This window comes from Rhodococcus sp. no. 34, assembly GCF_054589475.1.
In genome coordinates this window covers 69,454-95,750 of sequence record NZ_BAAILK010000038.1, presented here as the reverse complement: position 1 = coordinate 95,750, position 26,297 = coordinate 69,454, and the positions used below count along the sequence as shown (strand labels likewise).

The following is a 26,297-nucleotide window of genomic DNA, read 5'->3' as shown; positions in this document are numbered from 1 at the left end:
GGGGACTGCGTGCACAGATACGGCTACAAGTTGGCTGCTCTGGGCTTGGCTGCGGCGATCGTCGGGGTCATCGCTTTGTCGGTCGCGTCTTTCAACCAGGTGTTTGTCGTTCGCGTCCCGATCACGGTGATCGCGGAGCGCGCGGGGCTCGTGATGGATCCGGGCGCGCGGGTGAAGATGGCCGGGGTGACCGTGGGCTCGGTGGAGTCCATCACGCCGACTGACGACGCTACCGCACAACTGTCGTTGTCGATCGATCCCGAAGCGCTCGAATCGATTCCGTCAAACGTGGATGTAGCGATCACGTCGAACACGGCCTTCGGCGCGAAGTTCGTCAGTCTGTCCTCGCCGGAGCAGCCGAGCAGCGTGCGACTTGCCGCCGGGGCGACGATCGACGCATCCCGGGTGACTGTCGAGCTGAACACGGTGTTCGAGAAACTCACCACCGTGCTCCGGACGGTGGACCCGGGCAAGCTCGATTCGACATTGGGTGCCCTCTCGACTGCTCTGCAAGGACGCGGCGAACGGCTCGGGGTCGCACTCGAGCAAGCAGATTCCTCCTTGCTCGAATTCAACACTGCACGTGAGGCTCTCGATCATGTGTTGACGGATTTACCAGCCGTCACACAGACCTACCGCGACGCTGTTCTCGACTTGATGGACACCCTCGACTCGCTCACGACGACGGGAACCACTGTTCTCGACGAGCAGCAGAATCTTGATCTCCTCTTGCTCAACGTGATCGGGGTCGCCCGCACCGGAGAAGATGTACTGGGAGCCAACGCCGACGGTATCGACACCGTTCTGTCGTTACTGCGGCCGACCACCGCACTGCTCGAGGAGTACTCCCCGGTGATTCCCTGCATGTTCCACGGACTTCAGGAGAGCAAAAAGATCGGCGACGGCGCCTACAACGGACAACCAGGAATCAAGATGTCGATCGGTCTGATCGCCGGAACCGAACCGTACCGATATCCCGACGACCTTCCGAAGGTCGCGGCAACAGGTGGCCCGCAGTGTATGGGTCTTCCACTGCGCGACCCGAACATCAATGCGCCGTACCTGGTGACCGATACCGGGGTGAATCCGTTTGCGCCCGAGCGTCAGCCGAATGGTGGGCAACCGATGAACACGGTCCCGGATCTGATGAGCTACCTGTTCGGGACGGAGATCCGATGAAAGTTCGTGGGTACACCGTCAAGTTCGGAATTTTTGTTCTGGTGATGATCCTCGTCAACGCCGGGCTGATCCTCGTGTTCGGCCAGATGCGAGGTGGCGACGCGAGGTCGTACTCGGCGGAGTTCGTCAACGCCTCCGGGCTCAGAGCCGGCGACAAGGTGCGCATCGCAGGTGTGCCGGTCGGTTCTGTCGGCTCCGTCGAATTCGGTGGGAATCACCGTGCCCACGTGAGTTTCAGTGTGGATACGGGTGACACCGTGACTGTATCGACCAGAGTCGCTGTTCGATATCAGGATCTGGTGGGTAATCGATACCTCGAACTGCTCGACGATCCGGGGATCGCGGAACCGCAACCGGAGGGCGAGAGCATCCCCGTCGATCGCACCGCACCGGCACTCGACCTCGATGCGCTACTCGGTGGTTTCAAGCCGCTGTTTCAAGCCCTGGACCCGGAGCAGGTCAACGCGTTGTCGATGTCCTTGCTCGAGGTGTTTCAAGGCCAGTCCGGAACTGTGGCATCGGTGCTGGCGCACACCGGATCGATCACGAACACTCTCGCAGACCGCGACCAACTGATCGGTCGAGTGATCGGCAACCTCGACGGTGTGCTCAGTGAATTGCGCAGCCGCGGTGGTCAGTTCAGTGACACTCTCGATCACCTGCAACAGCTGGTCAGCGGGCTCGCGGCGGACCGGGAGATGATCGGGACTGCCGTCGAGAGTGTGAACACAGCATCAGGCACCTTTGCCGATCTCCTCGCCGGAGTTCGCCCGGACATCGCGGGAAACCTGTCGAAGCTGGACGCAAGCCTGAATCCGCTGATCGAGCAACAGAGTGAGCTCGATCGGATTCTCGCGTCCATGCCCTCGAACTACAAGCAGCTGATCCGAGTCGGCTCGTACGGATCGTTCTTCAACTTCTATCTGTGCGGAATCGCGCTGAAGGTCGACGGTGCCGACGGTACTCCGCTCACTGTCGACCTGGTGGATCAGACGACCGGAAGGTGCGCACCACGATGAGAGAGATGGCACAGAGCCAGGCCGTACGCGTGGGGGTCGTGGGATTGGTCGTCACGGCCGCCGTCGTATTGGCATCGCTCCAGTATCAGAATCTGCAGTTCCTGAAATCGGGTGTCGGGTACAGCGCGGTGTTCGCCGACGCCAGCGGTCTCGCGCCGGGAGACGAAGTCAACGCCGCCGGAGTGAAGATCGGAACGGTGGATCGGATCGAGGTCGAGCACGGACTCGCGCGCGTGGATTTCACACTGGAAGGCTCGATCGGTTTGGGAGAAAGCACATCGGCAGCCGTCACCACGATGTCGTTGCTCGGCAAGCGAGCGATGTCACTCGATCTGGACGGTACGGGAAGGATCGCGGTCGGCGGCGAGATCCCGGTCGAGCGAACAAGATCGGCGTACTCGCTTCCCGACGTACTCGGTGACCTCACCACGACGGTCGAGGACATCGATCTCGACCAACTCTCCGAATCGCTCGACGCAGTGGGACAGGTGATGTCCGACAGTGCGCCGAACCTGAGGCCGGCACTGGACGGTGTCGCACGGATCTCCGACAGCGTCAATAGACGCGACGACATGTTGCGCACCTTGCTGTCCGATGCAAACGACGTCGCCGGGACGCTGGCCGAGCGTGGACCACAGGTCAACGCGCTACTCGTCGACGGCAACGCCTTGTTGGGAGAACTGGATCGGCGACAGGCGGCGCTGGGGGAAGTGATCACGAACATCTCGGCGTTGTCGACCCAGCTGAGCGGACTCGTCCACGACAACGAGGCGCAATTGCAGCCGGTCCTCGGCAAACTCGACACGGTTGTCGGCATTCTGCAGAACAACAAGGACAACCTTTCTCAGGGAATCGACGGTCTCGGTACGTACGTGGGCACGCTCGGTGACACCGTGGCCAGCGGCCCCTTCTACTACGCCTACGTCCAGAACCTGGTGCCGGCGCAATACACCCAACCGTTGATCAACGCGATGTTCGGGCTACCACCTGCGCCGCTACCGATTCCGGAGGTTCGATGATGGGTGCTTCACGAGTTCGCACTCCGCTGAACTGGCGTCGAATCGCCGTCGTTGGTGGAAGCGTCATCGGTGCGGCGATCGTCGTCGTGTCGGGATACCTTGCGGTGCAACATCTGCGCTACTACAACGTGACGGCCTACTTCACCTCGACGACCGGTCTGTATGTCGGTGACGACGTTCGTGTCGTGGGAGTCGACGTCGGCCGCGTCACCGCGATCGCCCCACAGGGAGATCGAATGCGCGTCGAACTGAAATTGGCGCGCGAGGTTCCCGTCGCCGAGGACGCGAAAGCGGTGATCGTTGCCCAGTCGCTGGTCTCGGCCCGCTTCGTGCAGTTGACGCCGGCGGTGACGGACGGCGCCGACGCACTGAATGACGGTGCGGAGATCCCACTCGACAGAACGGCGGTCCCGGTCGAATGGGACCAGATCAAGGAACAGCTGGGCCGGGCTGCCGATGCTTTGGGTCCCGACGGGGACGATCGCGGTCCCGCCGCCGACTTCCTCGACGATGCCGGATCCGCATTGGCCGGCAACGGGGAAGCGCTGGGGCGCTCGGTGACCGAACTCTCGGAGGCTATGAGCACACTCGACGAAGGCGGAGCCGATCTGTTCGGCACTATCCGCGGCCTGCAGACCTTCACGACCGCACTCGCCGCAAGCGACGAACAGATCGTTCAGTTCCAAGGACGACTGGCAAATGTCTCGAGTGCGCTCGCCGAGAGCCGGACGCAATTGGCTCCGGCTCTCGCCGATCTGGACGCCGCCGTCGTCGACGTACAGCGGTTCGTCGAACAGAACCGAACCGGCTTGACGGAGCAGATCGCGAAGTTGGCCGACGTGTCCCAGGTATTGGTCGACAAGCGCGCAGGTCTCGAGAAGGTACTGCATCTGGCTCCGACAGCGTTGTCGAACTACTACAACGTCTACCGGCCGGCCCAAGGAGCGATGGTGGGTGTGCCCGCATTCCAGAACGTCGGCAACCCAATCGACTTGATCTGCGGCGGAATCGCCGGCCTGGCCAACGACACCTCGAAGGGCGCGGATTTGTGCATCGAATACCTCGGCCCGTTGCTCAACACGATCAAGGCGAACTACCCGGACCTGAGCATCAATCCGACCCGGGCGCTCGGCGCTCTTCCGGATCAATTGGTGTACAGCGAGCCTGATCTGGAACCGACTGGCGCCTTGAGCTTTCCGACGGTACCGGTGGCGTCTGATCTGACCGGCTTGCTCATGCCGTCGACAGGATCACGATGATTGGCCGCCGGTGGGGAACAGTTTGTGTGGCGGCGAGCGCCGTGCTCGTTCTGACGGGTTGTCAATGGAGCGGGCTGAATTCGGTGTCGCTGCCGGGCGCGGCCGGCCGCGGTGAGGGAAGTTTCTCGGTCGTGATCGAGATGCCGGACGTCACGTCGATCAGTCCCAACTCTCCGGTCATGGTCAACGACGTGACAGTCGGAAGTATCAGTGCGATCGAGACCGACAACTGGCACGCACGGGTGACGGTTGCGCTCGACGGCTCGGTGTCGCTGCCCGCCAACGCGACTGCCAAGATCGGCCAAACCAGTCTGCTCGGATCCAAACACGTCGCGCTCGCGCCGCCCACCGAGGTGGCGTCGGAAGGGCGGTTGTCGGAGGGATCCGTGATTCCCCTTGCATCGGCCAGTGTCTATCCCACCACCGAGGAAGCGTTGACGGCACTGTCCTTGGTGCTCAACGGCGGTGGGCTGGCCCAGATTCACAGCATCACCACGGAACTGAACACTGCTCTCGGCGGACGGACGGATGCGGCGCGCGACCTGCTGAGCCAGATGGACACCGTGACCGAGACACTCGACCGTCAACGCGAGGCGATAGTCACGACCATGGAGAATCTCGACGTGTTCGCCGGCGAGATCACGGCTCAGCGAGACGTTCTCGGTGAGGCGTTGGAGACCCTTGATCCAGCCTTGGCGGAACTGAGCGCCCAACGCGTCGACCTGACCACCGCCCTCGATGCGGTCGGCAGGTTCGGGGACGTCGGGACCGATCTGGTCGACCGGACCCGCGACGATTTGAAAGCCAATTTGAGCGCCTTGGAATCGACGCTGCAGAAGGTGGTCGAAACGGGGCCGGACCTGATCAACAATTTGGGCAACCTGAGTACCTTTCCCTTCCCTCAGACGACCATCGACGACGGAATGCGCGGCGATTACACCAATCTGTGGGCGCTGATCGACCTCACGAGTAATCGTCTCCAGTCGGGGCTCGGCTTCGGCACTCCGTTCGGGGCGCCGCAAACCCCCGTGGAGAACGGAGTACTGGTCGATCCCTTGACCGCCCCACTCGGCACAGGGCAGCCCGGCCCACTTGGCACAGCGCAGCCCGCCCAGGGAGGTGGACGATGATTCTCACGAAGTTGGTGCGAAGGCAATTGACGATCTTCGCGATCCTGGCGGTGATAGGCATGAGCGCAGCGGCTATCTCGTACCTGAGAGTTCCGACCATGCTCGGCATCGGGCGCTATTCGGTGACAGTCGAACTGCCCGACGCCGGCGGCCTGTATCGGAACGCGAACGTGACCTATCGCGGCGACACCATCGGTCAGGTCAGGTCGGTGCGTCTGTCTCCGGGAGTGGTACGCGCCGAATTATCTTTGGAGAGTGCGGTTCCCGTTCCCTCCAGCGGGCTCACAGTAGCGGTGCGAAGCGTGTCGGCCATCGGCGAGCAATACGTCGACATGCAACCGAGAACCGCGGACGGACCCTTTCTGACCGACGGAGACGTGATCGGCCCCGACGCTGTCACGATCCCGACCGAGATCGGACCGGTCCTCGATCAGGCGCAGGCGATGCTCGCATCCGTACCGCAGGACAAGTTGCGATCGGTGATCGACGAGTCCGCGGCAGCATTCGGAGGCAGGGGAGAGGACCTGGCTCGTCTGCTGGATTCGACCACCTCGTTCGTCGATCAGATGTCCGCTGCCACAACGCCGGCTACGACGCTCGTACAGCAGTTGGATCCGCTCCTGCAGACACAGGTGGTGACGGGCGATCAGATTCGCCAGTGGGCGTCCAGTGTCGCTCAACTCAGTGGACAGTTGGAGGTCGCCGACGGGTCCGTGCGCAATATCCTCGAGACCGGACCGGGCTTCGCGACTGAAGCCGACCTGCTGTTTCAAGGCCTCAAACCCACTTTGCCTGTGCTGCTTGCCAATTTCACCAGCACCGCTCAGGTGGCTTTGACGTACAACGCCGGTTTGGAGCAGGTGCTCGTCATCTTGCCGCCACTGGTCGCGGCACAGGAAACCGTCGTACAACGCGGGCAGGTGGACGGCGCCGCGAACGTCAACTTCCATCTCCAAGCGCAGGACCCTGCGGCGTGCTCGACCGGTTACCTTCCTGCCGATCAGCGACGGGACCCGACCCAGACGAGTGTGCCGGACACCCCGGCTGATCTGTACTGCAAAGTGCCACAGAACTCGGTCTTCGCCGTTCGTGGATCTCGGAACATTCCCTGCATGGAGGTACCGGGCAAACGAGCACCGAGCCCGGAGATCTGCCGGAGCCCCGAAGCGTACGTGCCGTCGGGGACCAATGCACCCGGCGAGTTGTACACCGGGCCTGACGGAGTCGACTATCAACACACGGAGTTGGCTCCGGCTGACTCCGGCCCGGGGGAGGGTGAGCCGTGGCAACAGTTGCTGACGCCGACGAATCGCTGAGAGGTGAGGTGCTGGATCCGGTCGGAGGGAAGCGCGGTGTACTCACTGCCCTGGTCTGGATTGCACTCGCGGCTCTGAGCGTCGTTGTCGTCTTCGGTGCTCTGGCAGTTCAATCCGACCGGGCGCGCGAGACCCAGCGTCAAGAGTACGTCGACGGTGCGGTCGCAGGAGCCCTCGCTCTGATCGACGTTCACTCCGCCACAGTCGACGAGGATCTCGCGACGCTACAGGCGCTGAGTACGGGGGCCTTTGCCGACGAACTGAAGTCCGGCGAATCTGCGTTCGTCGCGTCCATCCGTGATTTTGCCGTCGATTCCGACGGGCGTGTCGACACCGCAGCCTTGGCATCGGAGTCCGGTACCTCGGGGGTGGTGCTGATCGCCGCCTCTGCTCAGGTCGCCAATTCAGCGGGAGAGTCTTCGGCTCGAACCTACCGTCTGCGCGTCGGTGTCGAGGACGTCGACGGGCGGGTACTGATGTCGAGTGTGGAGTTCGTGCCGTGAAGCGCATGGTCTTGGCGTTTGCAGCGCTGATCTTGGTGGGAGTCGGCGGGACTCTGCTCTGGAGTCACCACCGTTCGGCAGCCGCTGAAACCGCACGTGTAGAGGTGATCGGTGTGGCGCCGATGCTCGTCGAGTATCTCTTGACCTACAACAGCGACACGGTGGACGAGGATCTTGCACATGCTGCCGAGGGCGCAAGTGGAACATTTCAGGACGGCTTCGCCGAATTCGGATCGAAAACCGTTGCACCCCAGTCGAAGGAGCAAGGAATCAGCACGAAGGCGCGAGTAGTCGACGTCGGAGTGCTCTCCGCTGCTGCAGACCGAGCAGAATTGCTCCTGTTCGTCGATCAGATCACGACGAGTATCGCGCGGCCGGCACCAGCGTCGACGTCGAGCCGAGTCGAGGTGACACTCGATCGAGTCGACGGCACATGGCTGGTGAGTGCCATGACCCCCATCTAGTGAAGGTTGTCGCGGCCCGCCATGATCAGCCTGGCAGTGACTTCGAGCCGGTCTGCGATCTGCGAATAGGACTCGTAACCCATGCCGGCTCGAACAAGCGCTCCGGACCAGGAGATTTCGAGTGCTTCGAGTACGTCGGGATCGTATGACGGCCCCAGCGCCTCGATGAGCCGCTCGCGGATGTTCTTGCCGATACGTCCCCGAAGGTGTTCGACGTCGGGATCATTGCCCATCATCGCCGTGGTCACGGCCGCGGCCAGCTCCGGTTCGTCGGAAACGAGGAGTGCGACGCTTCGAAGGACCGAGCAGACCTGCGCTTCTCGTTCCGCCTCGGGGGAGGGCTCGTGCGGTACCGCGTCGAGTCGGCGCCAGAACAGTTCTGCCACAAGGTGACTCTTGGACGAAAAATAGGTGTATGCCGTGGCTGCGGCGACACCGGCTTCCGCTGCCACCATTCGTACAGTCAGATCGGCAAACCCTTTGTCGCGCAGGACCGTGATCGCTGCCGCGGTCAATCGATCGACGGTTTCGGCTTGCTGCTGTGTGAGCCGTCGACGAGTGGACTCGAACTTGGTCTTACCAGACATGTGTCCAGACACTACGGGATCAGACCCGTGCGAGCAAAGTGTGCGCTATCGCTGCTCGTTCTCGCTCCCGCTCGGCGTCATGTCTCGCTCCCGCTCGGTGGGACAGAATTTCGAACCCCCGCGATCGCTAAGTCCATGTGTTAGAACGATTTCTAGAACATGTTCGGAAACTGTGCCCAGAATCAGAGAGGCTGACGATGACGAAGTGGGACGAGACGTGCGACGTACTCGCTGTGGGATCAGGCGGCGGACTCACCGGCGCGTACACGGCAGCCCGCGAAGGCCTCGACGTCATTGCGATCGAAGCAACCGACAAGTACGGCGGAACAACGGCGTACTCGGGCGGCGGCGGAATGTGGTTCCCGTGCAACGCCGTTCTTCGTCGGGGCGGGGACGACGACACCATCGAGGATGCGCTGGAGTACTACCGATCAGTGGTGGGTGATCGTACGCCCGCCGACGTTCAGGAAGCCTACGTTCGAGGTGGCGCCGGGTTGATCGACTACCTCGAAGAGGACTCGAACTTCGAGTTTCAGATACTGCCGTGGCCCGACTACTTCGGTGAAGAGCCCAAGGCTCGAGCGAGTGGACGGCACATTGTTCCCAAGCCAATGAACGCGAACAAGATGGGTGCCCTTCGTGATTCGCTTCGTCCGCCGCTGGCGAGGGAACGGCTGGGGGAGAAGTTGCCGAAGTACCTCGTCGGCGGCCAGTCGTTGATCGGTCGATTCCTGTTGGCTCTTGCGGAACTCCCGAACGCCACCATGCACCTGAAGACCACTCTCGAAGAATTGGTCGTCGAGGACGGATCGGTCGTCGGCGCGGTCGTCGACCGAGATGGTCGGCGTCGAACCATTCAGGCACGCAGAGGAGTGATCCTCGCCGCCGGTGGATTCGAGCAGAACGAGACCTTGCGGGCCGAATTCGGTGTCCCCGGATCCGCTCTCGACACGATGGGCTGCCCCGGCAACCTCGGGAAGGCACACCAGGCGGCGGTCGCCGCGGGCGCCGACACCGACCTCATGGGAGAGGCCTGGTGGTCGCCGGGACTGACCCATCCGGATGGCCGCTCCGCGTTTGCGCTGTGGTTCACCGGCGGAATCTTCGTGGACGACGACGGTCGCCGATTCGTCAACGAATCAGCGCCGTACGACCGCTTGGGCCGCGCCGTCATCGAACACATGCGGGCAGGGAAAGTAACCACGCCGTACTGGATGATCTACGACAACAGCGAAGGCGCAGTGCCGCCGGTGAAGGCGCCCAACGTACCCATGGCACAGACGGAGCAGTATGTGGATGCGGGGTTGTGGAAGAGTGCACAGACACTCGAAGACCTCGCTGCCCAGATCGATGTTCCCGCAGCGGAACTGGTGGAGACCGTGAAGCGATTCAACGCGTTTGCGGCGACTGGCGTCGACACGGACTTCGGTCGAGGAGACGCTGCGTACGACCGCGCCTTCTCCGAGGGGGCTTCGCCGCTCGTACCGATCGACCAAGGGCCGTTTCACGCTGCCGCGTTCGGCATCTCCGACCTCGGGACCAAAGGTGGTCTACGCACCGACGCGACCGGGAGGGTGCTCAAAGCCGACGGTACGGCGATTGCCGGGTTGTACGCGGCGGGGAACACGATGTCAGCGGCAAGCGGGACTACGTACCCCGGCGGTGGAAACCCGATCGGAGCGAGCATGCTGTTCAGTCACTTGGCTGCACTCGACCTCGCGAAGCTGCCGTCTTGATCATCAGTCGCTCGTCTCGGGGATGTGGTCAGGCCTTGCCGAGTCCGGCGGCGATTCCCTTGTCCAGTTGGGTGAGCATTGCTGTACCCAACGACGAAAGCTGGGCGACCTGGCGATCGTCGAGGCCCTCGAAGAGGAGACCTTGAACTGAGGCGACGTGCGGCGGTGCGGCCGCGACCACCTTTGCCATTCCCTCGTCGGTGAGCACTGCGTTGGAGCCGCGGCTGCCACGAATGACTTCCCGTTTCACCCAGCCGGCCTTCTCCATCTTCGTGATCACGTGCGAGAGGCGGGACAGGGACGCGTTCGCGCGCTGGGCCAGTACCGACAACTGGAGCTTGTGGTCGGGGGCGTCCGAGAGTGCCGCGAGTACGAAGTATTCGAAGTGTGTGAGTGCCGAATCGCGTTGTAGTTGAGTGTCGAGTGCGGCAGGCAACCGTGTCACGAGAGCGATCAGTGTCAGCCATGCTTCTTGCTGCTCGGCTGTGAGCCACTTCGTCTGAGACTGCGCGTCGGGCTGCGCGGTCGGTTCACTCATCGGTGACTTCTCCTTCGGGTCGAGCATTCTTCGTGCACGGAGCGTGCTTGTGTACAGCGTCTCAGACGCATGTCCAGAAGAATCCTGCGGGGAATAGTTGCGGGACGCAAGTGTTGAGTTCTATATTAGGTTGAACCTTCAACTTACGACGAATGTCTATCCCGAGGAGTCCGTATGTCCACCACAACCATGCCTGCGCTGTATCTCAGCCACGGTGCTCCGCCGCTGGTGGACAGCGCGTTGTGGGTCGACCAGTTGGGGGCGTGGGCCGGCGATCTTCCGCGGCCGACGGCAATCCTCGTCGTATCGGCGCACTGGGAATCAGCACCGCTGACGATCGGATCGACGACCACGGGCACCCCGCTCATCTACGACTTCGGTGGTTTTCCCGAGAGGTTCTACCGCGCGAAGTACAACTCTCCCGGCGCTCCGGAACTCGCCGCCCAGGTTGCCGCGTTGATGCCGGACAACGAACGCGTGGTTCAGCAGCCGAATCGAGGCCTGGATCACGGTGCCTACGTGCCGCTCACGGTGATGTACCCGGACGCAGACATCCCGGTACTGCAAATTTCGCTGCCAACCCTCGATCCCGAGCGTTTGCTCCATCTCGGACAGCGCCTACGGCCACTCCGTGAGCAAGGTGTACTGATCGTGGGATCCGGATTCACCACGCACGGGCTACCGTTCCTGCGCGATCCGTCACCGGAGGCGCAGGCCCCGGGATGGTCGGCGGAATTCGACGCGTGGGCAGGGGAGAGGTTCGCTGCCGGTGACGTCGATTCCTTGATCGACTTCCGCGCTCAAGCTCCCGGGATGCCGTACGCGCATCCGACCATCGAGCACTTCGCCCCGTTGTTCGTCACGCTCGGTGCGTCGTCCGATCCGGAACAGGTGCCCACCCAGGTGATCGACGGATTCTGGATGGGGCTTGCGAAGCGCTCGATTCAGGTCGCCTAGAGATTTCAAATCGCGCAGAGAAGTCAGGTTGCGCAGAGAATCAGGTCGCCCAGGTGAGTCAGCTTCGATTGCGAAGGAACTCGAGCGCCTGGTCGCCGTGGGTGTTGGCGCGTAGTTCACTCGAGATGACTTTGAGGACGGTGCGGTCGGTGTCGATCACGAAGGTCGAGCGTTTGACCGGAGCCAACTTGCCCAGGAGTCCGCGCTTGACGCCGAACTGTTCGGCTACCTTGCCCTCGGTGTCGGCGAGTAGGGGGTAGTCGAAGGATTGTGCGGTGGCAAAGGTGGACTGAGCTTCGACCGTATCGGTGCTGATACCCGCCCGCGAAGCGCCCGCCGCGGCGAATTCGCTGCCCAGGTCACGGAAGTGGCACGCCTCGGCGGTGCACACCGGCGTCGAGGCTGCCGGGTAGAAGAAGAGGACCAAGGGGCCGTTCTCGAGCAGGCTCGTCAGCGAGCGCGGAGTTCCGTCCTGGTCGGGCAGCGAGAAATCGGGGGCGAGTTGGCCTGGTTTCATTCGGCCGAGGTTACCCGCGCACGACGACCGTGTGGGGGAGCCTGGGATGATGGAGGCATGCACGGCGAGCCCACCTCCATGTCCGCACGGTCGTCCGACACCGCGATCGTCGGTGACGCGTCCGATTCCACCACCACCCGGGAGCAGTTCCGTGCCCTCGCAGCTGAGCACCGGGTCGTTCCGGTCACTCGGAAAGTGTTGGCGGACTCCGAAACTCCGCTCTCGGCATACGAGAAGTTGGCCGGCAATCGTCCAGGCACCTTCTTGCTCGAGTCGGCCGAGAACGGTCGTTCGTGGTCGCGGTGGTCGTTCATCGGCGTCGGAAGTCCGGCTGCACTGACCGTCGTGGACGGAGAGGCGGCCTGGTACGGCAACGTTCCGGCCGGTGCTCCGGCCGGCGGCGACCCGATCAACGCGCTCGGCGCCACCCTCGAGCTGCTTCGTTCGGAGCGGCTGCCCGACCTGCCACCGCTGACCGGCGGAATGGTCGGATTCCTCGGCTACGACGCGGTGCGGCGCCTCGAGAGATTGGGTGACTCCGCGGTCGACGACCTGCAGATCCCCGAGATGGTCATGCTGCTTGCCGCCGACATCGCCGCAGTCGATCACCACGAAGGGGCGATCACCCTCATCGCCAATGCCGTCAACTGGGACGGCACGGACGAGCGCGTCGACACGGCGTACGACGACGCAGTCGCCAGGTTGGACGCGATGACTCGTGCTCTCGCGGCGCCGGCGAAATCGACGGTGTCGACATTTTCGAAAGCGACTCCGAACTACCGCCGTCAGCGCACCACCGAGAGCTTCGGTGTCGACGTCGAAAAGTTGATCGGCGACATCGAAGCGGGCGAGGCATTCCAGGTAGTCCTCTCGCAGAGATTCGAGATCGATTGCACTGCAGCGCCGATCGACGTGTACCGGATGCTGCGCGCGTCGAACCCCAGCCCGTACATGTATCTGCTCAATGTGCCGAACGGTGATGGAGAGACTGCGTTTTCGATCGTCGGTTCGAGCCCGGAAGCACTGGTCACCGTCGCCGAGGGCGTCGCGACAACACACCCGATCGCTGGAACCAGATGGCGCGGTGCCACAGAGGAGGACGACATCCTGCTCGAGAAGGACCTCCTCGCCGACGAGAAGGAAAACTCCGAGCACCTCATGCTCGTCGATCTGGGGCGAAACGATCTGGGTCGTGTCTGTCGCCCGGGCACGGTGAAGGTGCACGACTACCGGCACATCGAGCGGTACAGCCACGTGATGCATCTCGTATCGACCGTCACCGGTCATCTGGCCGAGGGAAAGCACGCTCTCGACGCCGTCACCGCATGCTTCCCCGCTGGAACCCTGTCAGGGGCACCCAAGGTCCGAGCGATGCAGCTGATCGAAGAACTGGAACCGACCAGGCGCGGTATCTACGGCGGCATCGTCGGCTACCTCGACTTCGCCGGCGACGCCGACACCGCGATCGCGATCCGAACGGCATTGATCAAGGACGGGATCGGATACGTCCAGGCGGGCGCCGGTGTCGTCGCCGACTCGGATCCGCTCTACGAGGACACCGAGGCCCGCAACAAGGCGATGGCAGTGCTGAGCGCGATTGCGTCGGCGCACACCCTGCGCACCATCGGAGGTGACGATCAGTGAGTGAGAACGAGTCGAGTGCAGCGGAGCCTACAAGCGTTTCTCGTGGCACCGCCGTGCCGAGAACGCTTCTGCTGGCGTTGTCGGCAGCAGCTCTGTGGGGCAGCTCACGAATGACGTGGGTTCATCTGACCTCGAGCGACGGCAAGACGCTGGAGAGGACGACGGATCTCGACGGCAGCACCTGGGCGGCGGCGATGACTCCGCTCGCGCTCGCGCTGCTGGCGGCGATCGCGGCGTCGTTTGCGGTGCGAGGTTGGGCACTTCGGGTAGTCGGACTGTTGGTTGCCCTCGTCGCCATCGCGGTAGCGGTTCCGGCAGTGCAGTTGTTGGTGTCCGGAGCCTCTGCGGACCGAGCGGTGGAGTTGGCCGAGTTGTCCGGTCACCCCGAAGATCTCTCGACGACTGTTTCGGTACTGCCTGCCTTGCTTGAGTTGCTCGGAGCGGTGGCGGCGCTCGGCGCGGCAGTACTTCTGATGCGCAAACCTCCAGTGCGAGGCGGGTTGTCGTCGAAATACGACAACCCTGCCGCGCGCCGCGAGGCCGCGGCCAAGCTCGGTCAGGGAGACAAACCTGCATCGGACGAGCCTGTGACACAACGGATGTTGTGGGATGCGCTCGACGCCGGAGAGGACCCGACAGCGACTGACGGGGACGACGGAGTTGGGGGAGACAACGGCGCGAAACCGGGGTCGTCCCACTGAGTAAGACTGAACCCTCACCTGCGTGGGTACCCCGACGGAGTAGCAAAATTTCGTCCCACTAGGCTGAGACCACCCTGATGACGTATCTCACATCGGGCTCTTGCCCAGAAAGGATTCGGGCCACGATGACCGTACTCGACTCGATTCTCGACGGGGTGCGCGCTGATGTCGCCGCCCGCGAAGCCGTACTCGACTTCGCTGCAGTCAAGGCTGCTGCGGCCGCTGCACCGCCTGCACTCGATGCTGCAGCAGCACTTCTGGAATCGAGCATCGGCGTCATCGCCGAGGTCAAGCGAGCGAGCCCGTCAAAGGGTGCGTTGGCCGACATTGCCGATCCCGCTGAGCTTGCCGCGGCGTACCAAGCCGGTGGCGCACGCATCATCAGTGTTCTCACCGAAGAGCGCCGTTTTCACGGCTCGTTGGCCGACCTCGACGCAGTCCGTAAAGCGGTCACCATTCCGGTGCTGCGCAAGGACTTCATCGTGGGGCCGTACCAGATTCACGAGGCTCGCGCTCACGGCGCCGACGTCATCTTGCTGATCGTGGCGGCACTCGAGCAGCAGGCGCTCGCCTCGTTGATCGATCGCACCGAATCTCTGGGAATGACTGCCCTCGTCGAGGTGCACACGGAGGAAGAAGCCAACCGCGCGCTCGAAGCCGGCGCCAAGGTGATCGGTGTGAACGCCCGCAATCTCAAGACTCTCGAGGTGGACAAGAACACCTTCGGTCGCATCGCTCCCGGTCTTCCGACCGAGACGATCAAGATTGCCGAGTCCGGTGTTCGCGGAACTGCCGATCTGTTGGCGTACGCCGGGGCGGGCGCCGACGCAGTGCTCGTCGGTGAAGGCCTCGTGACCAGCGGCGACCCTCGCAAGGCCGTCGCAGATCTGGTCAATGCAGGTGCGCACCCGTCCTGCCCCAAACCGTCTCGATAAATCGCTGCACCCGCCCGGCGTGCTTTGATGCACCCGGGCGGTGACCAGCGACACCGTTGGGGCAGACTGGTGGGGTGACTTCACGTACTCAGGAACCAGGCTCCGGTGCAATATTCAAGGGCGGCAATCTGCCGCCGGCCAGCGCGGGACTCACCGAGCGCTCCCACGATCCCGATGCCGGAGGCCATTTCGGCGTCTACGGCGGACGGCATGTGCCGGAAGCCCTCATGGCGGTTATCGAGGAAGTCACTGCGGAGTACGAAAAGGCTCGAGCGGACGACACGTTCTTGAACGAACTCGATCGCTTGCAGCGCGATTACACCGGGCGTCCGTCGCCGATTTTCGAGGCAACGCGAATGAGCGAGTTCGCCGGCGGTGCGCGCATCCTTCTCAAGCGTGAAGATCTGAACCACACCGGTTCTCACAAGATCAACAACGTTCTCGGTCAGGTTCTGCTGGCAAAGCGTATGGGCAAGACCCGCATCATCGCCGAGACCGGAGCGGGCCAGCACGGTGTGGCATCGGCCACCGCCTGTGCACTGCTCGGTCTCGAGTGCGTCATCTACATGGGTGCTGTCGACACCGAACGGCAAGCACTGAACGTCGCACGCATGCGCCTGCTCGGCGCGGAGGTCGTCTCGGTCGAGACCGGTTCGCGCACGCTCAAGGACGCGATCAACGAAGCCTTGCGCGACTGGGTTTCCCACGCGGACAACACCTATTACTGCTTCGGTACCGCGGCAGGTCCGCACCCGTTCCCCACCATCGTTCGCGACTTCCAGCGAGTGGTCGGCCTCGAAACACGCGTCCAGGTTCAGGCACTGACCGGCCGCCTGCCCGATGCAGTCACAGCCTGCGTCGGAGGCGGCTCCAACGCAATCGGAATCTTCCACCCGTTCATCGACGATCTGTCGGTACGGCTGGTTGGCTACGAAGCAGCCGGCGACGGTGTCGAAACCGGAAGGCATGCAGCAACGTTCGCCGGCGGTACCCCTGGCGCATTCCAGGGTGCCTACTCCTACCTGCTCCAGGACGAAGACGGTCAGACCATCGAATCGCACTCGATCTCTGCTGGTCTGGACTACCCGGGCGTCGGACCCGAGCACGCTTACCTGAGCGATATCGGGCGTGCGACCTACGAACCCGTCACCGACAGTGAAGCCATGGATGCGCTGCTGCTGCTCTCGCGCCGCGAGGGCATCATCCCGGCCATCGAATCGGCCCACGCCGTCGCCGGCGCACTCCGACTTGGCAAAGAACTCGGTGAGGGCGCGATCATCGTCGTCAATCTCTCCGGTCGCGGTGACAAGGACATGGACACCGCCGCAAGCTGGTTCGGTCTTTTCGACGGCGCCTCAGGTCAGGCAGCCGCTCCGGATGATGCAGCAGACGAGAACGACAACACGGAAGGCTCGGACAAGTGAGCGAACGACCATCACGCCTCGCACCCACCTTTGCCGCGTGCAAGGCTGACAAACGTGCCGCCCTCGTCGGTTACCTGCCTGCCGGTTATCCGACCGTTCCCGAATCGATCGACGTGTTCAAGGCGATGGTCGACGGTGGCTGCGACATCATCGAAGTCGGTGTCGCGTATTCCGATCCGGTCATGGACGGTCCGACCATCCAGCGTGCAGCCGAAACCGCACTCACCAACGGCGTTCGCCTTCGCGACATCTTCACCGTGATCGAGCAGATCAGTTCGGTCGGCGGCAAGGCCGTCGTGATGACCTACTGGAACCCGGTACTGCAGTACGGCGTCGACAAGTTCGCACGAGACCTCGCTTCCGCCGGCGGGCTCGGACTCATCACCCCCAACCTCATTCCGGAAGAAGCCGGCGCCTGGATGGAAGCATCCGAGGAGCACCACCTCGACCGGATCTTCCTTGTCGCCCCGTCCTCGACGGAAGAACGGCTCGCGATGACACTCGATGCGAGTAGTGGATTCATCTACGCGGCCTCGACAATGGGTGTCACCGGCGCTCGCGACGCCGTGTCGTCGATGGCTCCGGAACTGACCGCACGGATCCGCGCGCATTCCGACATTCCCGTCGGCGTCGGATTGGGAGTTCGCTCCGGCGCACAGGCTGCCGAAATCGCGGCATACGCCGATGCCGTCATCGTCGGCTCGGCTCTGGTCTCCGCGGTCGAGAACGGCCTGGGAGCCGTTCGCTCGCTCACCGAAGAACTCGCCGAGGGCGTCCGCTCGGCTACCGTGGCGTCGTGACCTCAACTGTGGACCTGCTGGCCTATATCCCCAGCCCGCCCCAAGGCGTCTGGTACGTCGGACCGGTGGCGCTTCGCGCCTACGCGCTCTTCATCATCCTCGGCATCATCGTCGCGATCGTGTGGGGAGATCGTCGTTGGGTCGCCCGCGGCGGCGAGAAGGGGACCGTTCTCGACATCGCGATCTGGGCCGTTCCCTTCGGTCTGATCGGTGGCAGGCTCTACCACGTTTTGACCGACTGGCCCGCTTATTTCGGCGAGAACGGTCAGCCACTCGACGCACTCAAGGTGTGGCAGGGAGGCCTCGGAATCTGGGGAGCAGTGTTCCTCGGCGGCATCGGTGCGTGGATCGGCTGCCGTCGACGCGGCATTCCGGTGTCCGCGCTCGGTGATGCGATTGCGCCCGGAATCTTGCTCGCGCAGGCCATCGGTCGTATCGGCAACTACTTCAACCAGGAGTTGTACGGTCGCGAGACCACCGTCCCGTGGGGCCTCGAGATCTTCGAGCGTGTGAACTCTTCCGGCCAGCTCGATCAACTGGCAGGTGTCTCCAACGGAGAAGTCATTCGGGTCGTTCACCCGACTTTCCTCTACGAAGCTGTGTGGAACGTCCTGATCGTGATCCTGCTGGTCCTCGTCGACCGCCGATTCAAGATCGGCCACGGACGCCTGTTTGCTCTGTACGTCGCGGGCTATTGCCTGGGCCGGTTCGTCGTCGAACTGATGCGCGACGATTTCGCCTACGAGATCGCCGGCATTCGCGTCAACACATTCACTTCGGGGATCGTGTTCTTCGCCGCACTGGCCTACTTCTTCCTGGCGAAGAAGGGTCGTGAGGATCCGGCTGATTTGAAGTCGAAGGACTACGTCGCTGCGGTAGCCGCCGGTGAAGCAGGAGTCGCGGCGCCAGTTACCGAAACTGATTCGGCGAAGGCCGACGCTGAAGATTCTGAATCCGATGCTGCTGAATCCGCTTCCAGTGAGGCAAGCGCCTCCACGGCAGCGTCGGATGAGTCGTCGGACGCGGTGAAGCTGTCGAAGAAAGACAAGCCGTGACAGGTCCCTATTCGCAGGGGGGATTCCCCGAGGATCAGGGACCGGTCTACGGCGCGCCCAATCCGTACGGATATCAGCAGCCATTGCCGCCTCCATCGATGTACGGGTTCGGAGATCCCTACGCCCCGTACGGTCGGCACCCGGTAACCGGGGAACCGTATTCCGACAAGTCGAAGGCCACCGCTGGACTGTTGCAGATCTTGCTGGGCTTCTTCGGAATCTGTGGAGTCGGGCGCCTCTATATCGGAAGTGTCGGCATCGGATTGTGCCAACTGCTCGGCATGTTCTTCGCGCTGTTCATGTCGGCGTTACTCATCGGAATTCCATTTGCGATCGGAATCTGGATCTGGGCGTTCGTCGACGGCATCGTGATACTTTCGGGCAATGCGCGGGACGGTGCTCGCCGGCCATTGCGAGGATGAGTCGCGAGCGCGAACCGAGGAAACATGTGTGGGGGACTGGCCTCGAGAAGGTCGAGCCTTCTCGAAGTCCGATAACAAAAGCTATTACGTACCGTCGTCGAATCGAAGGAAAGTACGTTGCCTAACTTGAACAAGAATCCGGAACCTTCCGAGTCGGGGGACTCGTCTGGATCACAGCCGCCGGTTCCACCGCAGTTCGGGTCGCCGTTCGACTACGACGCGACGGCGGATGCGTCGTTGACGGAAACCTCGGCACCCACCGAAAAGACGCCGTCGACGGAGACCACCGGCACCGGTCCAGGCTGGGACACGTATTCGGGAGTCGGAAACGGTCCGGGATGGGGAAACCACCCCATCTACCCGCCGCCGACCGGAACCGAATCGACCACAGCGTTTCCCGCTGCCGATTCTGATTCCACCCCGAATCAGCCAACAGCGCCGTACACGTCGCAGGAAAGCTACGCCGCTCAGAACTATCCGGCGACCGACTATCCGGCGCCGGACTACTCGAGGCCGACCCAAACCCCGACGGACGGTCCCGTCTACGGTGCACCGGCAGATCAGACTCCGAATCCCTACGCGGCTCCGCCGCAGGGCTACCCCCAGCCGGGATACTCACAGCCGGGTTACGGTCAGCCTCAGGGGTATCCACAAGCTCAGGGTTATCCTCAGCCTGGCTACGGCCTGGTCGACCCGTCCGCACCATACGGACGTGACCCGATGACCGGTGAACCGTACTCGGACAAGTCGAAGACGACTGCCGGATTGCTGGGCATTCTGCTCGGCGGATTCGGTGCAGGACGTTTTTATCTCAACCAGCCCGGCATGGCTGTCGCACAGATCGCGGTCACTTGGTTGACCTGTGGAATCGGTGGCATCTGGCCGCTCATCGACGGAATCATGATGTTGACCGGCAGTGTGCGCGATCAGTACAACCGCCCTTTGCGTAGCTGATCGAAACGATCGTCGGCAAGTGTGACCCCCTGATGCCTCGTTATCAGGGGGTCACCGTTTTGCTCTCGCGACCTGCGGTTATGGGCTGATAAACTAGCGCTCGTCGGCTGCATGTCCGCGTGGAGGTCGCCGAGTGCCGTTTTCTCGAATACCTGAACCTCGAGGCCTGTACGACCCCGATCAGGAAACCGATTCGTGTGGTGTAGCCGTGGTAGCAGACACCTCTGGACGCCACCTGCATTCCGTTGTCGACGATGCGCTCGCGGTCCTGGGCAATCTCTCCCATCGCGGCGCAGTTGGGCGCGAATCCAACAGCGGAGACGGCGCGGGCATTCTGATTCAGCTGCCGACGGAGTTCTTCGACGCGGTGACCGAGTTCGAGCTTCCACCACCCAACGCGATGGGTGAGAACACCTACGCGGCCGGAAACTGCTTTCTCCCGGTGGATCAGGAAGCACGTCGGCGCGCGGTAGTTCGGATACACCGGTACGCAGCGGCAGAAGGACTGCAGATTATCGGGTGGCGAGAGGTGCCGGTCGACCGAGACTGCGTCGGAACCGTTGCCGCGCAGTGCGCTCCGTACATCAGTCAGTGTTTTGTGACGTGCGCCGAGTCACGAGATCGTAGTGTGGGCGGAATTGCCTTGGACCGACGAGTCTTTGCCCTCAGGAGACAAGCCGAGCGGATTCACTGTGCCGACACTGCAGTGTATTTCCCCTCGTTGTCCGCCCGAACCATCGTGTACAAGGGCATGCTGACGCCGACGCAGTTACCCGGTTACTTCACCGACCTACGCGACGACCGAATGCGAACTGCGTTGGCAGTAGTGCACAGTCGATACTCCACGAACACATTTCCGTCGTGGCCACTCGCTCAGCCGTATCGCTGCATCGCCCACAACGGCGAGATCAATACGATTGTGGGAAACAGGAATTGGATGCGCGCTCGCGAGCCGATGCTGCGGAGCACACTTTTAGGTGGGGACATCGATCGCCTGTTTCCGATCTGCACCCCGGGAGGATCCGACTCTTCGTCGTTCGACGAAGTACTGGAGCTTTTGACGCTCGGGGGCCGCAGTGTGCAACACGCCATCGCGATGATGATTCCCGGAGCCTGGGAGAACGATTCTTCGATGCCCGACGAGATAAAGGCCTTCTACCAATTTCACGGTTGTCTGATGGAACCGTGGGACGGTCCGGCGTCCGTGACGTTCAGCGACGGCATTGTTGTCGGGGCCGTGTTGGATCGCAACGGTCTTCGCCCAGGGCGATGGTGGCGGATGAAGAACGACCGTATCGTGTTGGCCAGTGAGAGCGGTGTGTTCGACGCTCCCACGTCCGAGGTGTTGGAGAAGGGGCGCCTCGAACCGGGACGCATGTTTCTCGTGGACACCGCTCGCCATCGGATCGTTTCCGATGCGGAGATCAAGTCCGAACTCGCGAGCACAGCCCCCTACCGGGACTGGGTCGACGGGGGATTGGTCGACCTCGAGGAAATCCCCGAGACTGCGCCTGCCCGAGGCGATCCGGCTCCGCTGTTGCAACGGCAGTTGCTCTTCGGATACCACGCCGAGGACCTGCGGGACATTCTTGTCCCGATGGCAAGCTCAGGATCGGAGCCGTTGGGATCGATGGGTGTCGACACGCCTCTCGCCGTTCTTTCGGATCGGCCGAAGCTGTTGTACGACTACTTTATTCAGCTCTTTGCTCAGGTGACCAACCCGCCTTTGGACGCGATTCGCGAGGAAGTCGTCACAACGCTTGGTGTCACCCTCGGCGCTGAGCAGAACTTGTTCGAAGCGTCGGCGCTGTCGTGCCGAAGGATTGTTCTCGATAAACCGGTGATCGGACCGGTGAAGATGGCGAAGGTCGCCGAACTATGCGGCGCAAGAACTCCGAGAAGCGCTGTCCTACGGGGAGGTTTCGATCCGAGGGGCAGTCTCACCGAAGGCGTCGAGAGGCTTCGTGAGTCCGCCCGAACAGCCGCCGCAGCCGGTATCGAGATTCTGGTGATCTCCGACCGTGGATCAGGCCCTGAGCAGGCTCCCATTCCGTCATTGCTCGCAGTATCAGCCGTGCACCACGATCTGGTTCGTCATGGCCTGCGGACCAAGGTTTCCCTTGTCGTCGACTCGGGTGACGCGCGCGAAGTTCATCACATCGCGCTGCTGATCGGCTACGGTGCGGCGGCTGTCCACCCGTATCTTGCTCTCGAATCTGTCCAAGCCCTCAGCGAGCAGGACGAACTTCCCGGGATAGATCCGAAGACTGCGTCGGACAACTACCTGAGAGCAACAAATTTCGGCGTGCTCAAAGTGATGTCGAAGATGGGAATCGCTACGGTTCACTCCTACACGGGCGCACAGGTATTCGAGGCAGTGGGCTTGGGCCGAGAATTGGTCGACGAATACTTCTGCAACACACGAAGCCGGATCGGCGGGATCGGTATCACCGAAGTCGCGCGCGAAGTTCTGATGCGCCACACGGCTGCGTTCTCGTCGTCCGCAGTGCAGCATCGTCAGTTCGACAATCGTCAGTTGACCGACAGCGGACAATACCGGTATCGCCGCGATGGTGAATTGCATGTGTTCACACCCGAATCCGTGTTCTTCCTTCAGCATGCGACCCGGACCGGGCGAAGTGAGATGTTTCGTCGCTACAGCGATGAAGTCGATCGACTGAGCGCGCAGGGCGGAACACTTCGGGGATTGATTCGATTTCGGTGTGAGGTTCGTCCGCCGATTCCGCTCGATCAGGTCGAACCCGTCGAGTTGATTCTCGCTCGATTCAACACCGGTGCGATGAGCTACGGTTCCCTCTCTGCGGAGGCGCACGAGACGATGGCGGTTGCGATGAATGCTCTCGGCGGGCGTTCCAACACCGGTGAGGGCGGAGAGTCGCCGGAGCGGTTGCGTGACGACAAGCGTCGAAGCGCAGTCAAGCAGGTCGCGAGTGGGCGCTTCGGGGTGACCAGCGATTACCTGGTCAATGCCACCGACATTCAGATCAAGATGGCCCAAGGTGCCAAGCCCGGTGAAGGAGGGCAGCTTCCGGGGTCCAAGGTGTACCCGTGGATCGCGGAAACCCGGTACTCGACACCTGGAGTCGGGCTCATTTCCCCGCCCCCGCACCACGACATCTATTCGATCGAGGATCTCGCCCAATTGATCTACGACCTCAAATGCGCGAACGATCGCGCGCGGATACACGTGAAGTTGGTCAGCGCAGCCGGAGTCGGGACTGTTGCGGCAGGTGTGGCCAAAGCGCACGCCGACGTGGTGCTGATCTCCGGTCACGACGGCGGGACGGGTGCTGCGGCACTCTCGTCCATCCACCACGCGGGTACGCCGTGGGAGATCGGGCTGGCCGAAACTCAGCAGACCCTGGTGCTCAACGGGTTACGCGATCGGATCGTCGTCCAGTGTGACGGGGGTTTGCGCACGGCGCGGGACGTCGTCGTCGCCGCGTTGCTGGGAGCGCAGGAGTACGGGTTTTCCACGGCGCCACTCATCGCGGCCGGGTGCGTCATGATGCGGGTATGTCACCTCGACACCTGCCCTGTCGGAGTAGCGACGCAGAATCCCGAACTGCGCGAGCGATTCACCGGCCGACCCGAGTACGTCGAGAACTTCTTTCGCTTCATCGCCGACGACGTACGACGGCTGTTGGCAGAACTGGGGTTTCGAAGTATCGACGATGCTCTGGGGCACGCAGACGTATTGGAAATGTCTCCGGCGGTGGCACATTGGAAGAGTCGCACGTTGGACCTCTCACCACTCTTCGACGTTCCGGCCGCGCCGGCCGGCGCGGCCTACCAACCGTATGTACCTACTTCGAGCGAACTCGAACGCACCCTGATCAAGTTGGCTGCGAACTCCCTCGAGGACGCTCGACCCGTGCATATCGAACTGCCAGTACACAATACGGATCGAGCGGTGGGAACGAGGCTGGGCGCTGAGGTGACCAGACGCTACGGCGCCGTCGGGCTACCTCAAGGCACCATCGACGTCATGCTCCGTGGAACGGCAGGCCAGTCACTCGGTGCGTTCCTGCCACCGGGCATCTCGCTGGTCGTCGTCGGCGATGCAAACGATTACGTGGGAAAGGGGCTCTCGGGTGGACGAATCGCGCTTCGGCCGAGTGAGGACGCACCCTTCGTGGCCGAGGAGCAGGTGATTGCCGGCAATACGCTGCTGTACGGCGCTACGAGCGGTGCGCTCTATGCCCGGGGGCGTGTCGGGGAACGATTCGCGGTGCGCAACTCGGGTGCGGTCGCTGTGGTGGAAGGCGTCGGCGACCATGCGTGCGAGTACATGACCGGGGGTCGCATCGTCATCATCGGCCCAACCGGTAGGAACCTTGCTGCGGGAATGTCCGGCGGACTTGCCTTCGTACTCGACGTGAAGGCAGAAAAGGTCAACCGCGACATGGTCGTTCTGGAGCAGCCCTCGGCGGAAGACTGTCGTCAGCTGGTCGACATTCTCGGCGCGCATTTGGCCGCTACCGGTTCGCCGGTGGCGGCGAAACTACTCGACGACTGGGGTGGACAGAGTCCGAGATTCACCAAAGTCTTGCCTGTCGATTATCAGAAGGTCGTGGAAGAGAACCAACTGGTGGAGCCGGCTCATGCCTGACCCACGCGGGTTCCTCAACGTGAAACGATCCGACGCACCGACCAGACCGCCCGATGTGCGTGTCGGCGACTGGGCGTCGGTAGACGAGTCGCTGGATCCCGTCGTGCGAAATCGAGACGTATCTGCACAGGCCTCGCGTTGCATGGACTGCGCTGTGCCGTACTGCCATTCGGCCGATGTGGGGTGTCCGCTCGGCAATCTCATTCCGGAATGGAACGACCTGGTTCGGCGTGGACGGTGGTCCGAAGCCTCGGAGAATCTGCATTCCACCAACAATTTCCCCGAGTTCACCGGACATCTGTGCCCCGCACCGTGCGAAACGGCGTGCGTTCTCGCACTCGACGGCGAGCACACGTCGGGGGGTGTCACCATCAAGCGCATCGAACAGGCAATCGTCGACAACGCCTGGGAGTCGGGTTGGTTGGGGCCGCAGGCACCGGTAGTTCACAGCGGAAACTGTGTTGCGGTTGTCGGTTCGGGACCGGCGGGACTGGCCGCAGCTCAACAACTGACACGAGCCGGACACAGTGTCACGGTGTTCGAGCGGAGCGATCGGATCGGGGGACTGCTTCGCTACGGAATTCCGGAATTCAAGTTGCCCAAGGCCCTCATCAACCGGCGGCTGGACCAACTGACCGCCGAGGGGACCAGGTTCGTCACCGACTGCGCCGTCGGAGTGAACGTGAGCGCGCACGACCTCTCGACGGAATTCGAGGCGGTAGTCCTGGCGGTCGGGGCTGATCGTGCCAGAGACACCGACGTACCGGGTCGTAGTCTTCGCGGAATCCATCGTGCGATGACGTACCTGCGTGCGGCCAACCGCGAATGCGAGGGTGACGGTGCGTCGAGCATCTCGGCGCGAGGTAAGAACGTCGTGATCATCGGTGGCGGCGACACGGCCGCCGACTGCCTCGGCACGGTGCATCGCCAGGGTGCGCTCTCGGTGACGGAATTGGATTGCCACGTCCCACCTCCGGCACGCCGCGATCGAGATCGCGACCCATGGCCGTTGTGGCCGCGGGTCCTGCGCACCTCGCCGGCGGACGAGGAGGGCAGTGACAAACGATTCCGATGGGCGGCGCAGGAATTTCTCGACGACGGTGGGGGTGCGGTCCGCGCAATCCGGATGGTTCCGGTAGCCGTGTCACGAGCGAAGGACGGACAACGGACCCTGGTGGAGACCGGCGACACGACGGATCTGGTGTGCGAGATGGTCCTGCTCGCTCTGGGTTTCGACGGCGTCGAAACCGCCCCGCTGCTCACCGACCTTGATGTCGGCACCGATCCACTCGGCAGAATCGAGTGTGATGTCGGGTGGCAGACCCGGACACCCGGCGTATTCGTCTGCGGCGACGCGCATCGCGGGGCGTCGCTGGTCGTTTGGGCGATTGCCGAGGGACGGTCGGCCGCACGTGCCGTCGACGTGTTTCTCACAGGCGAGTCGGCGCTTCCGGCTCCGGTTCATCCAAAGGCATTTCCGCTGTTCGTGAGCTGACCAACTGAAT

The 26,297-nt window shown here is 62.7% G+C and carries 23 protein-coding genes; 20 read left to right on the top strand and 3 right to left on the bottom strand.

What is annotated here, in order from left to right:
• Window positions 1-9: 9 nt before the first annotated feature.
• Genes ACYP01_RS17315 through ACYP01_RS17280 form a run of 8 tightly spaced genes read left to right on the top strand, consistent with a single transcriptional unit; the run spans window position 10 to window position 7,889 of the window.
• Window positions 10-1,179 (top strand): MCE family protein, encoded by a 1,170-nt coding sequence (locus ACYP01_RS17315; RefSeq protein ID WP_459681438.1) that lies wholly within the window; start codon window positions 10-12, stop codon window positions 1,177-1,179.
• Window positions 1,176-2,198 (top strand): MCE family protein, encoded by a 1,023-nt coding sequence (locus tag ACYP01_RS17310; RefSeq protein WP_231783421.1) that lies wholly within the window; start codon window positions 1,176-1,178, stop codon window positions 2,196-2,198. Before ACYP01_RS17315 ends, ACYP01_RS17310 begins: the two co-directional genes overlap by 4 nt.
• On the top strand, window positions 2,195-3,217 hold the full coding sequence (locus tag ACYP01_RS17305) for an MCE family protein (protein ID WP_459681436.1): 1,023 nt from the start codon (window positions 2,195-2,197) through the stop codon (window positions 3,215-3,217). Before ACYP01_RS17310 ends, ACYP01_RS17305 begins: the two co-directional genes overlap by 4 nt.
• Entirely contained in the window at window positions 3,217-4,476 is a 1,260-nt protein-coding gene (locus ACYP01_RS17300; RefSeq protein WP_459681434.1) for an MCE family protein, read from the top strand. Before ACYP01_RS17305 ends, ACYP01_RS17300 begins: the two co-directional genes overlap by 1 nt.
• Entirely contained in the window at window positions 4,473-5,606 is a 1,134-nt protein-coding gene (locus ACYP01_RS17295) for an MCE family protein (protein WP_459681432.1), read from the top strand. Before ACYP01_RS17300 ends, ACYP01_RS17295 begins: the two co-directional genes overlap by 4 nt.
• The gene (locus tag ACYP01_RS17290) at window positions 5,603-6,922 is read left to right on the top strand and encodes an MCE family protein (RefSeq protein ID WP_459681430.1); all 1,320 of its coding nucleotides are present in this window, start codon (window positions 5,603-5,605) and stop codon (window positions 6,920-6,922) included. Before ACYP01_RS17295 ends, ACYP01_RS17290 begins: the two co-directional genes overlap by 4 nt.
• Window positions 6,889-7,425: a hypothetical protein gene (locus ACYP01_RS17285; protein ID WP_459681428.1), complete on the top strand. Its 537-nt coding sequence runs from the start codon at window positions 6,889-6,891 to the stop codon at window positions 7,423-7,425. Before ACYP01_RS17290 ends, ACYP01_RS17285 begins: the two co-directional genes overlap by 34 nt.
• Before the next feature lie 5 nt (window positions 7,426-7,430).
• Window positions 7,431-7,889, top strand: coding sequence for a hypothetical protein (locus tag ACYP01_RS17280; protein WP_459681468.1), 459 nt, complete (start codon window positions 7,431-7,433; stop codon window positions 7,887-7,889).
• On the opposite strand, the gene ACYP01_RS17275 is transcribed toward ACYP01_RS17280, so the two are convergent.
• On the bottom strand, window positions 7,886-8,476 hold the full coding sequence (locus tag ACYP01_RS17275) for a TetR/AcrR family transcriptional regulator (protein ID WP_003943994.1): 591 nt from the start codon (window positions 8,474-8,476) through the stop codon (window positions 7,886-7,888). The two genes, ACYP01_RS17280 and ACYP01_RS17275, sit on opposite strands and share 4 nt — an antisense overlap.
• Window positions 8,477-8,673: 197 nt before the next feature.
• Between ACYP01_RS17275 and ACYP01_RS17270 the strand changes: the two genes are divergently transcribed.
• Window positions 8,674-10,212 carry an FAD-binding protein gene (locus ACYP01_RS17270; protein WP_459681425.1) on the top strand — a complete coding sequence of 513 codons (1,539 nt, stop codon included), beginning with the start codon at window positions 8,674-8,676 and terminating at the stop codon, window positions 10,210-10,212.
• A 28-nt stretch (window positions 10,213-10,240) separates the two neighbouring features.
• On the opposite strand, the gene ACYP01_RS17265 is transcribed toward ACYP01_RS17270, so the two are convergent.
• A complete protein-coding gene (locus ACYP01_RS17265; protein WP_030536759.1) occupies window positions 10,241-10,750 on the bottom strand; it encodes a MarR family winged helix-turn-helix transcriptional regulator in 510 nt (169 codons plus the stop codon).
• Between the two features lie 174 nt (window positions 10,751-10,924).
• On the opposite strand from ACYP01_RS17265, the gene ACYP01_RS17260 reads away from it, so the two are divergent.
• On the top strand, window positions 10,925-11,707 hold the full coding sequence (locus ACYP01_RS17260) for a dioxygenase family protein (RefSeq protein WP_003944012.1): 783 nt from the start codon (window positions 10,925-10,927) through the stop codon (window positions 11,705-11,707).
• A 58-nt stretch (window positions 11,708-11,765) separates the two neighbouring features.
• Here the strand turns inward: ACYP01_RS17260 and ACYP01_RS17255 are convergent, their stop codons facing one another.
• Window positions 11,766-12,224 (bottom strand): peroxiredoxin, encoded by a 459-nt coding sequence (locus tag ACYP01_RS17255; RefSeq protein WP_003944036.1) that lies wholly within the window; start codon window positions 12,222-12,224, stop codon window positions 11,766-11,768.
• Between the two features lie 57 nt (window positions 12,225-12,281).
• On the opposite strand from ACYP01_RS17255, the gene ACYP01_RS17250 reads away from it, so the two are divergent.
• The 10 genes from ACYP01_RS17250 to ACYP01_RS17205 all read left to right on the top strand — a co-directional run bounded on the left by ACYP01_RS17250 (window position 12,282) and on the right by ACYP01_RS17205 (window position 26,287).
• Window positions 12,282-13,868, top strand: a complete 1,587-nt coding sequence (locus ACYP01_RS17250) for an anthranilate synthase component I (protein WP_459681421.1) — start codon at window positions 12,282-12,284, stop codon at window positions 13,866-13,868.
• Window positions 13,865-14,569, top strand: coding sequence for a TIGR02234 family membrane protein (locus tag ACYP01_RS17245; RefSeq protein WP_459681419.1), 705 nt, complete (start codon window positions 13,865-13,867; stop codon window positions 14,567-14,569). Before ACYP01_RS17250 ends, ACYP01_RS17245 begins: the two co-directional genes overlap by 4 nt.
• A gap of 125 nt (window positions 14,570-14,694) precedes the next feature.
• Window positions 14,695-15,504, top strand: coding sequence for an indole-3-glycerol phosphate synthase TrpC (gene trpC / locus ACYP01_RS17240; RefSeq protein WP_003944016.1), 810 nt, complete (start codon window positions 14,695-14,697; stop codon window positions 15,502-15,504).
• 74 nt (window positions 15,505-15,578) lie between these two features.
• Entirely contained in the window at window positions 15,579-16,928 is a 1,350-nt protein-coding gene (trpB, locus tag ACYP01_RS17235; protein ID WP_070161397.1) for a tryptophan synthase subunit beta, read from the top strand.
• Window positions 16,925-17,728, top strand: coding sequence for a tryptophan synthase subunit alpha (trpA, locus tag ACYP01_RS17230; protein ID WP_003944010.1), 804 nt, complete (start codon window positions 16,925-16,927; stop codon window positions 17,726-17,728). Before trpB ends, trpA begins: the two co-directional genes overlap by 4 nt.
• Window positions 17,725-18,783: a prolipoprotein diacylglyceryl transferase gene (gene lgt / locus ACYP01_RS17225; protein ID WP_172403549.1), complete on the top strand. Its 1,059-nt coding sequence runs from the start codon at window positions 17,725-17,727 to the stop codon at window positions 18,781-18,783. Before trpA ends, lgt begins: the two co-directional genes overlap by 4 nt.
• Window positions 18,780-19,205 carry a TM2 domain-containing protein gene (locus ACYP01_RS17220; RefSeq protein WP_218748574.1) on the top strand — a complete coding sequence of 142 codons (426 nt, stop codon included), beginning with the start codon at window positions 18,780-18,782 and terminating at the stop codon, window positions 19,203-19,205. The genes lgt and ACYP01_RS17220 overlap by 4 nt, the downstream gene beginning before the upstream one ends.
• Before the next feature lie 126 nt (window positions 19,206-19,331).
• Window positions 19,332-20,159 carry a TM2 domain-containing protein gene (locus ACYP01_RS17215; protein ID WP_007728705.1) on the top strand — a complete coding sequence of 276 codons (828 nt, stop codon included), beginning with the start codon at window positions 19,332-19,334 and terminating at the stop codon, window positions 20,157-20,159.
• 133 nt (window positions 20,160-20,292) lie between these two features.
• The gene (gene gltB, locus ACYP01_RS17210) at window positions 20,293-24,792 is read left to right on the top strand and encodes a glutamate synthase large subunit (RefSeq protein ID WP_404649695.1); all 4,500 of its coding nucleotides are present in this window, start codon (window positions 20,293-20,295) and stop codon (window positions 24,790-24,792) included.
• Complete coding sequence (locus ACYP01_RS17205) at window positions 24,785-26,287, top strand: glutamate synthase subunit beta (protein ID WP_404649694.1); 1,503 nt, start codon at window positions 24,785-24,787, stop codon at window positions 26,285-26,287. The genes gltB and ACYP01_RS17205 overlap by 8 nt, the downstream gene beginning before the upstream one ends.
• Window positions 26,288-26,297: the final 10 nt, after the last annotated feature.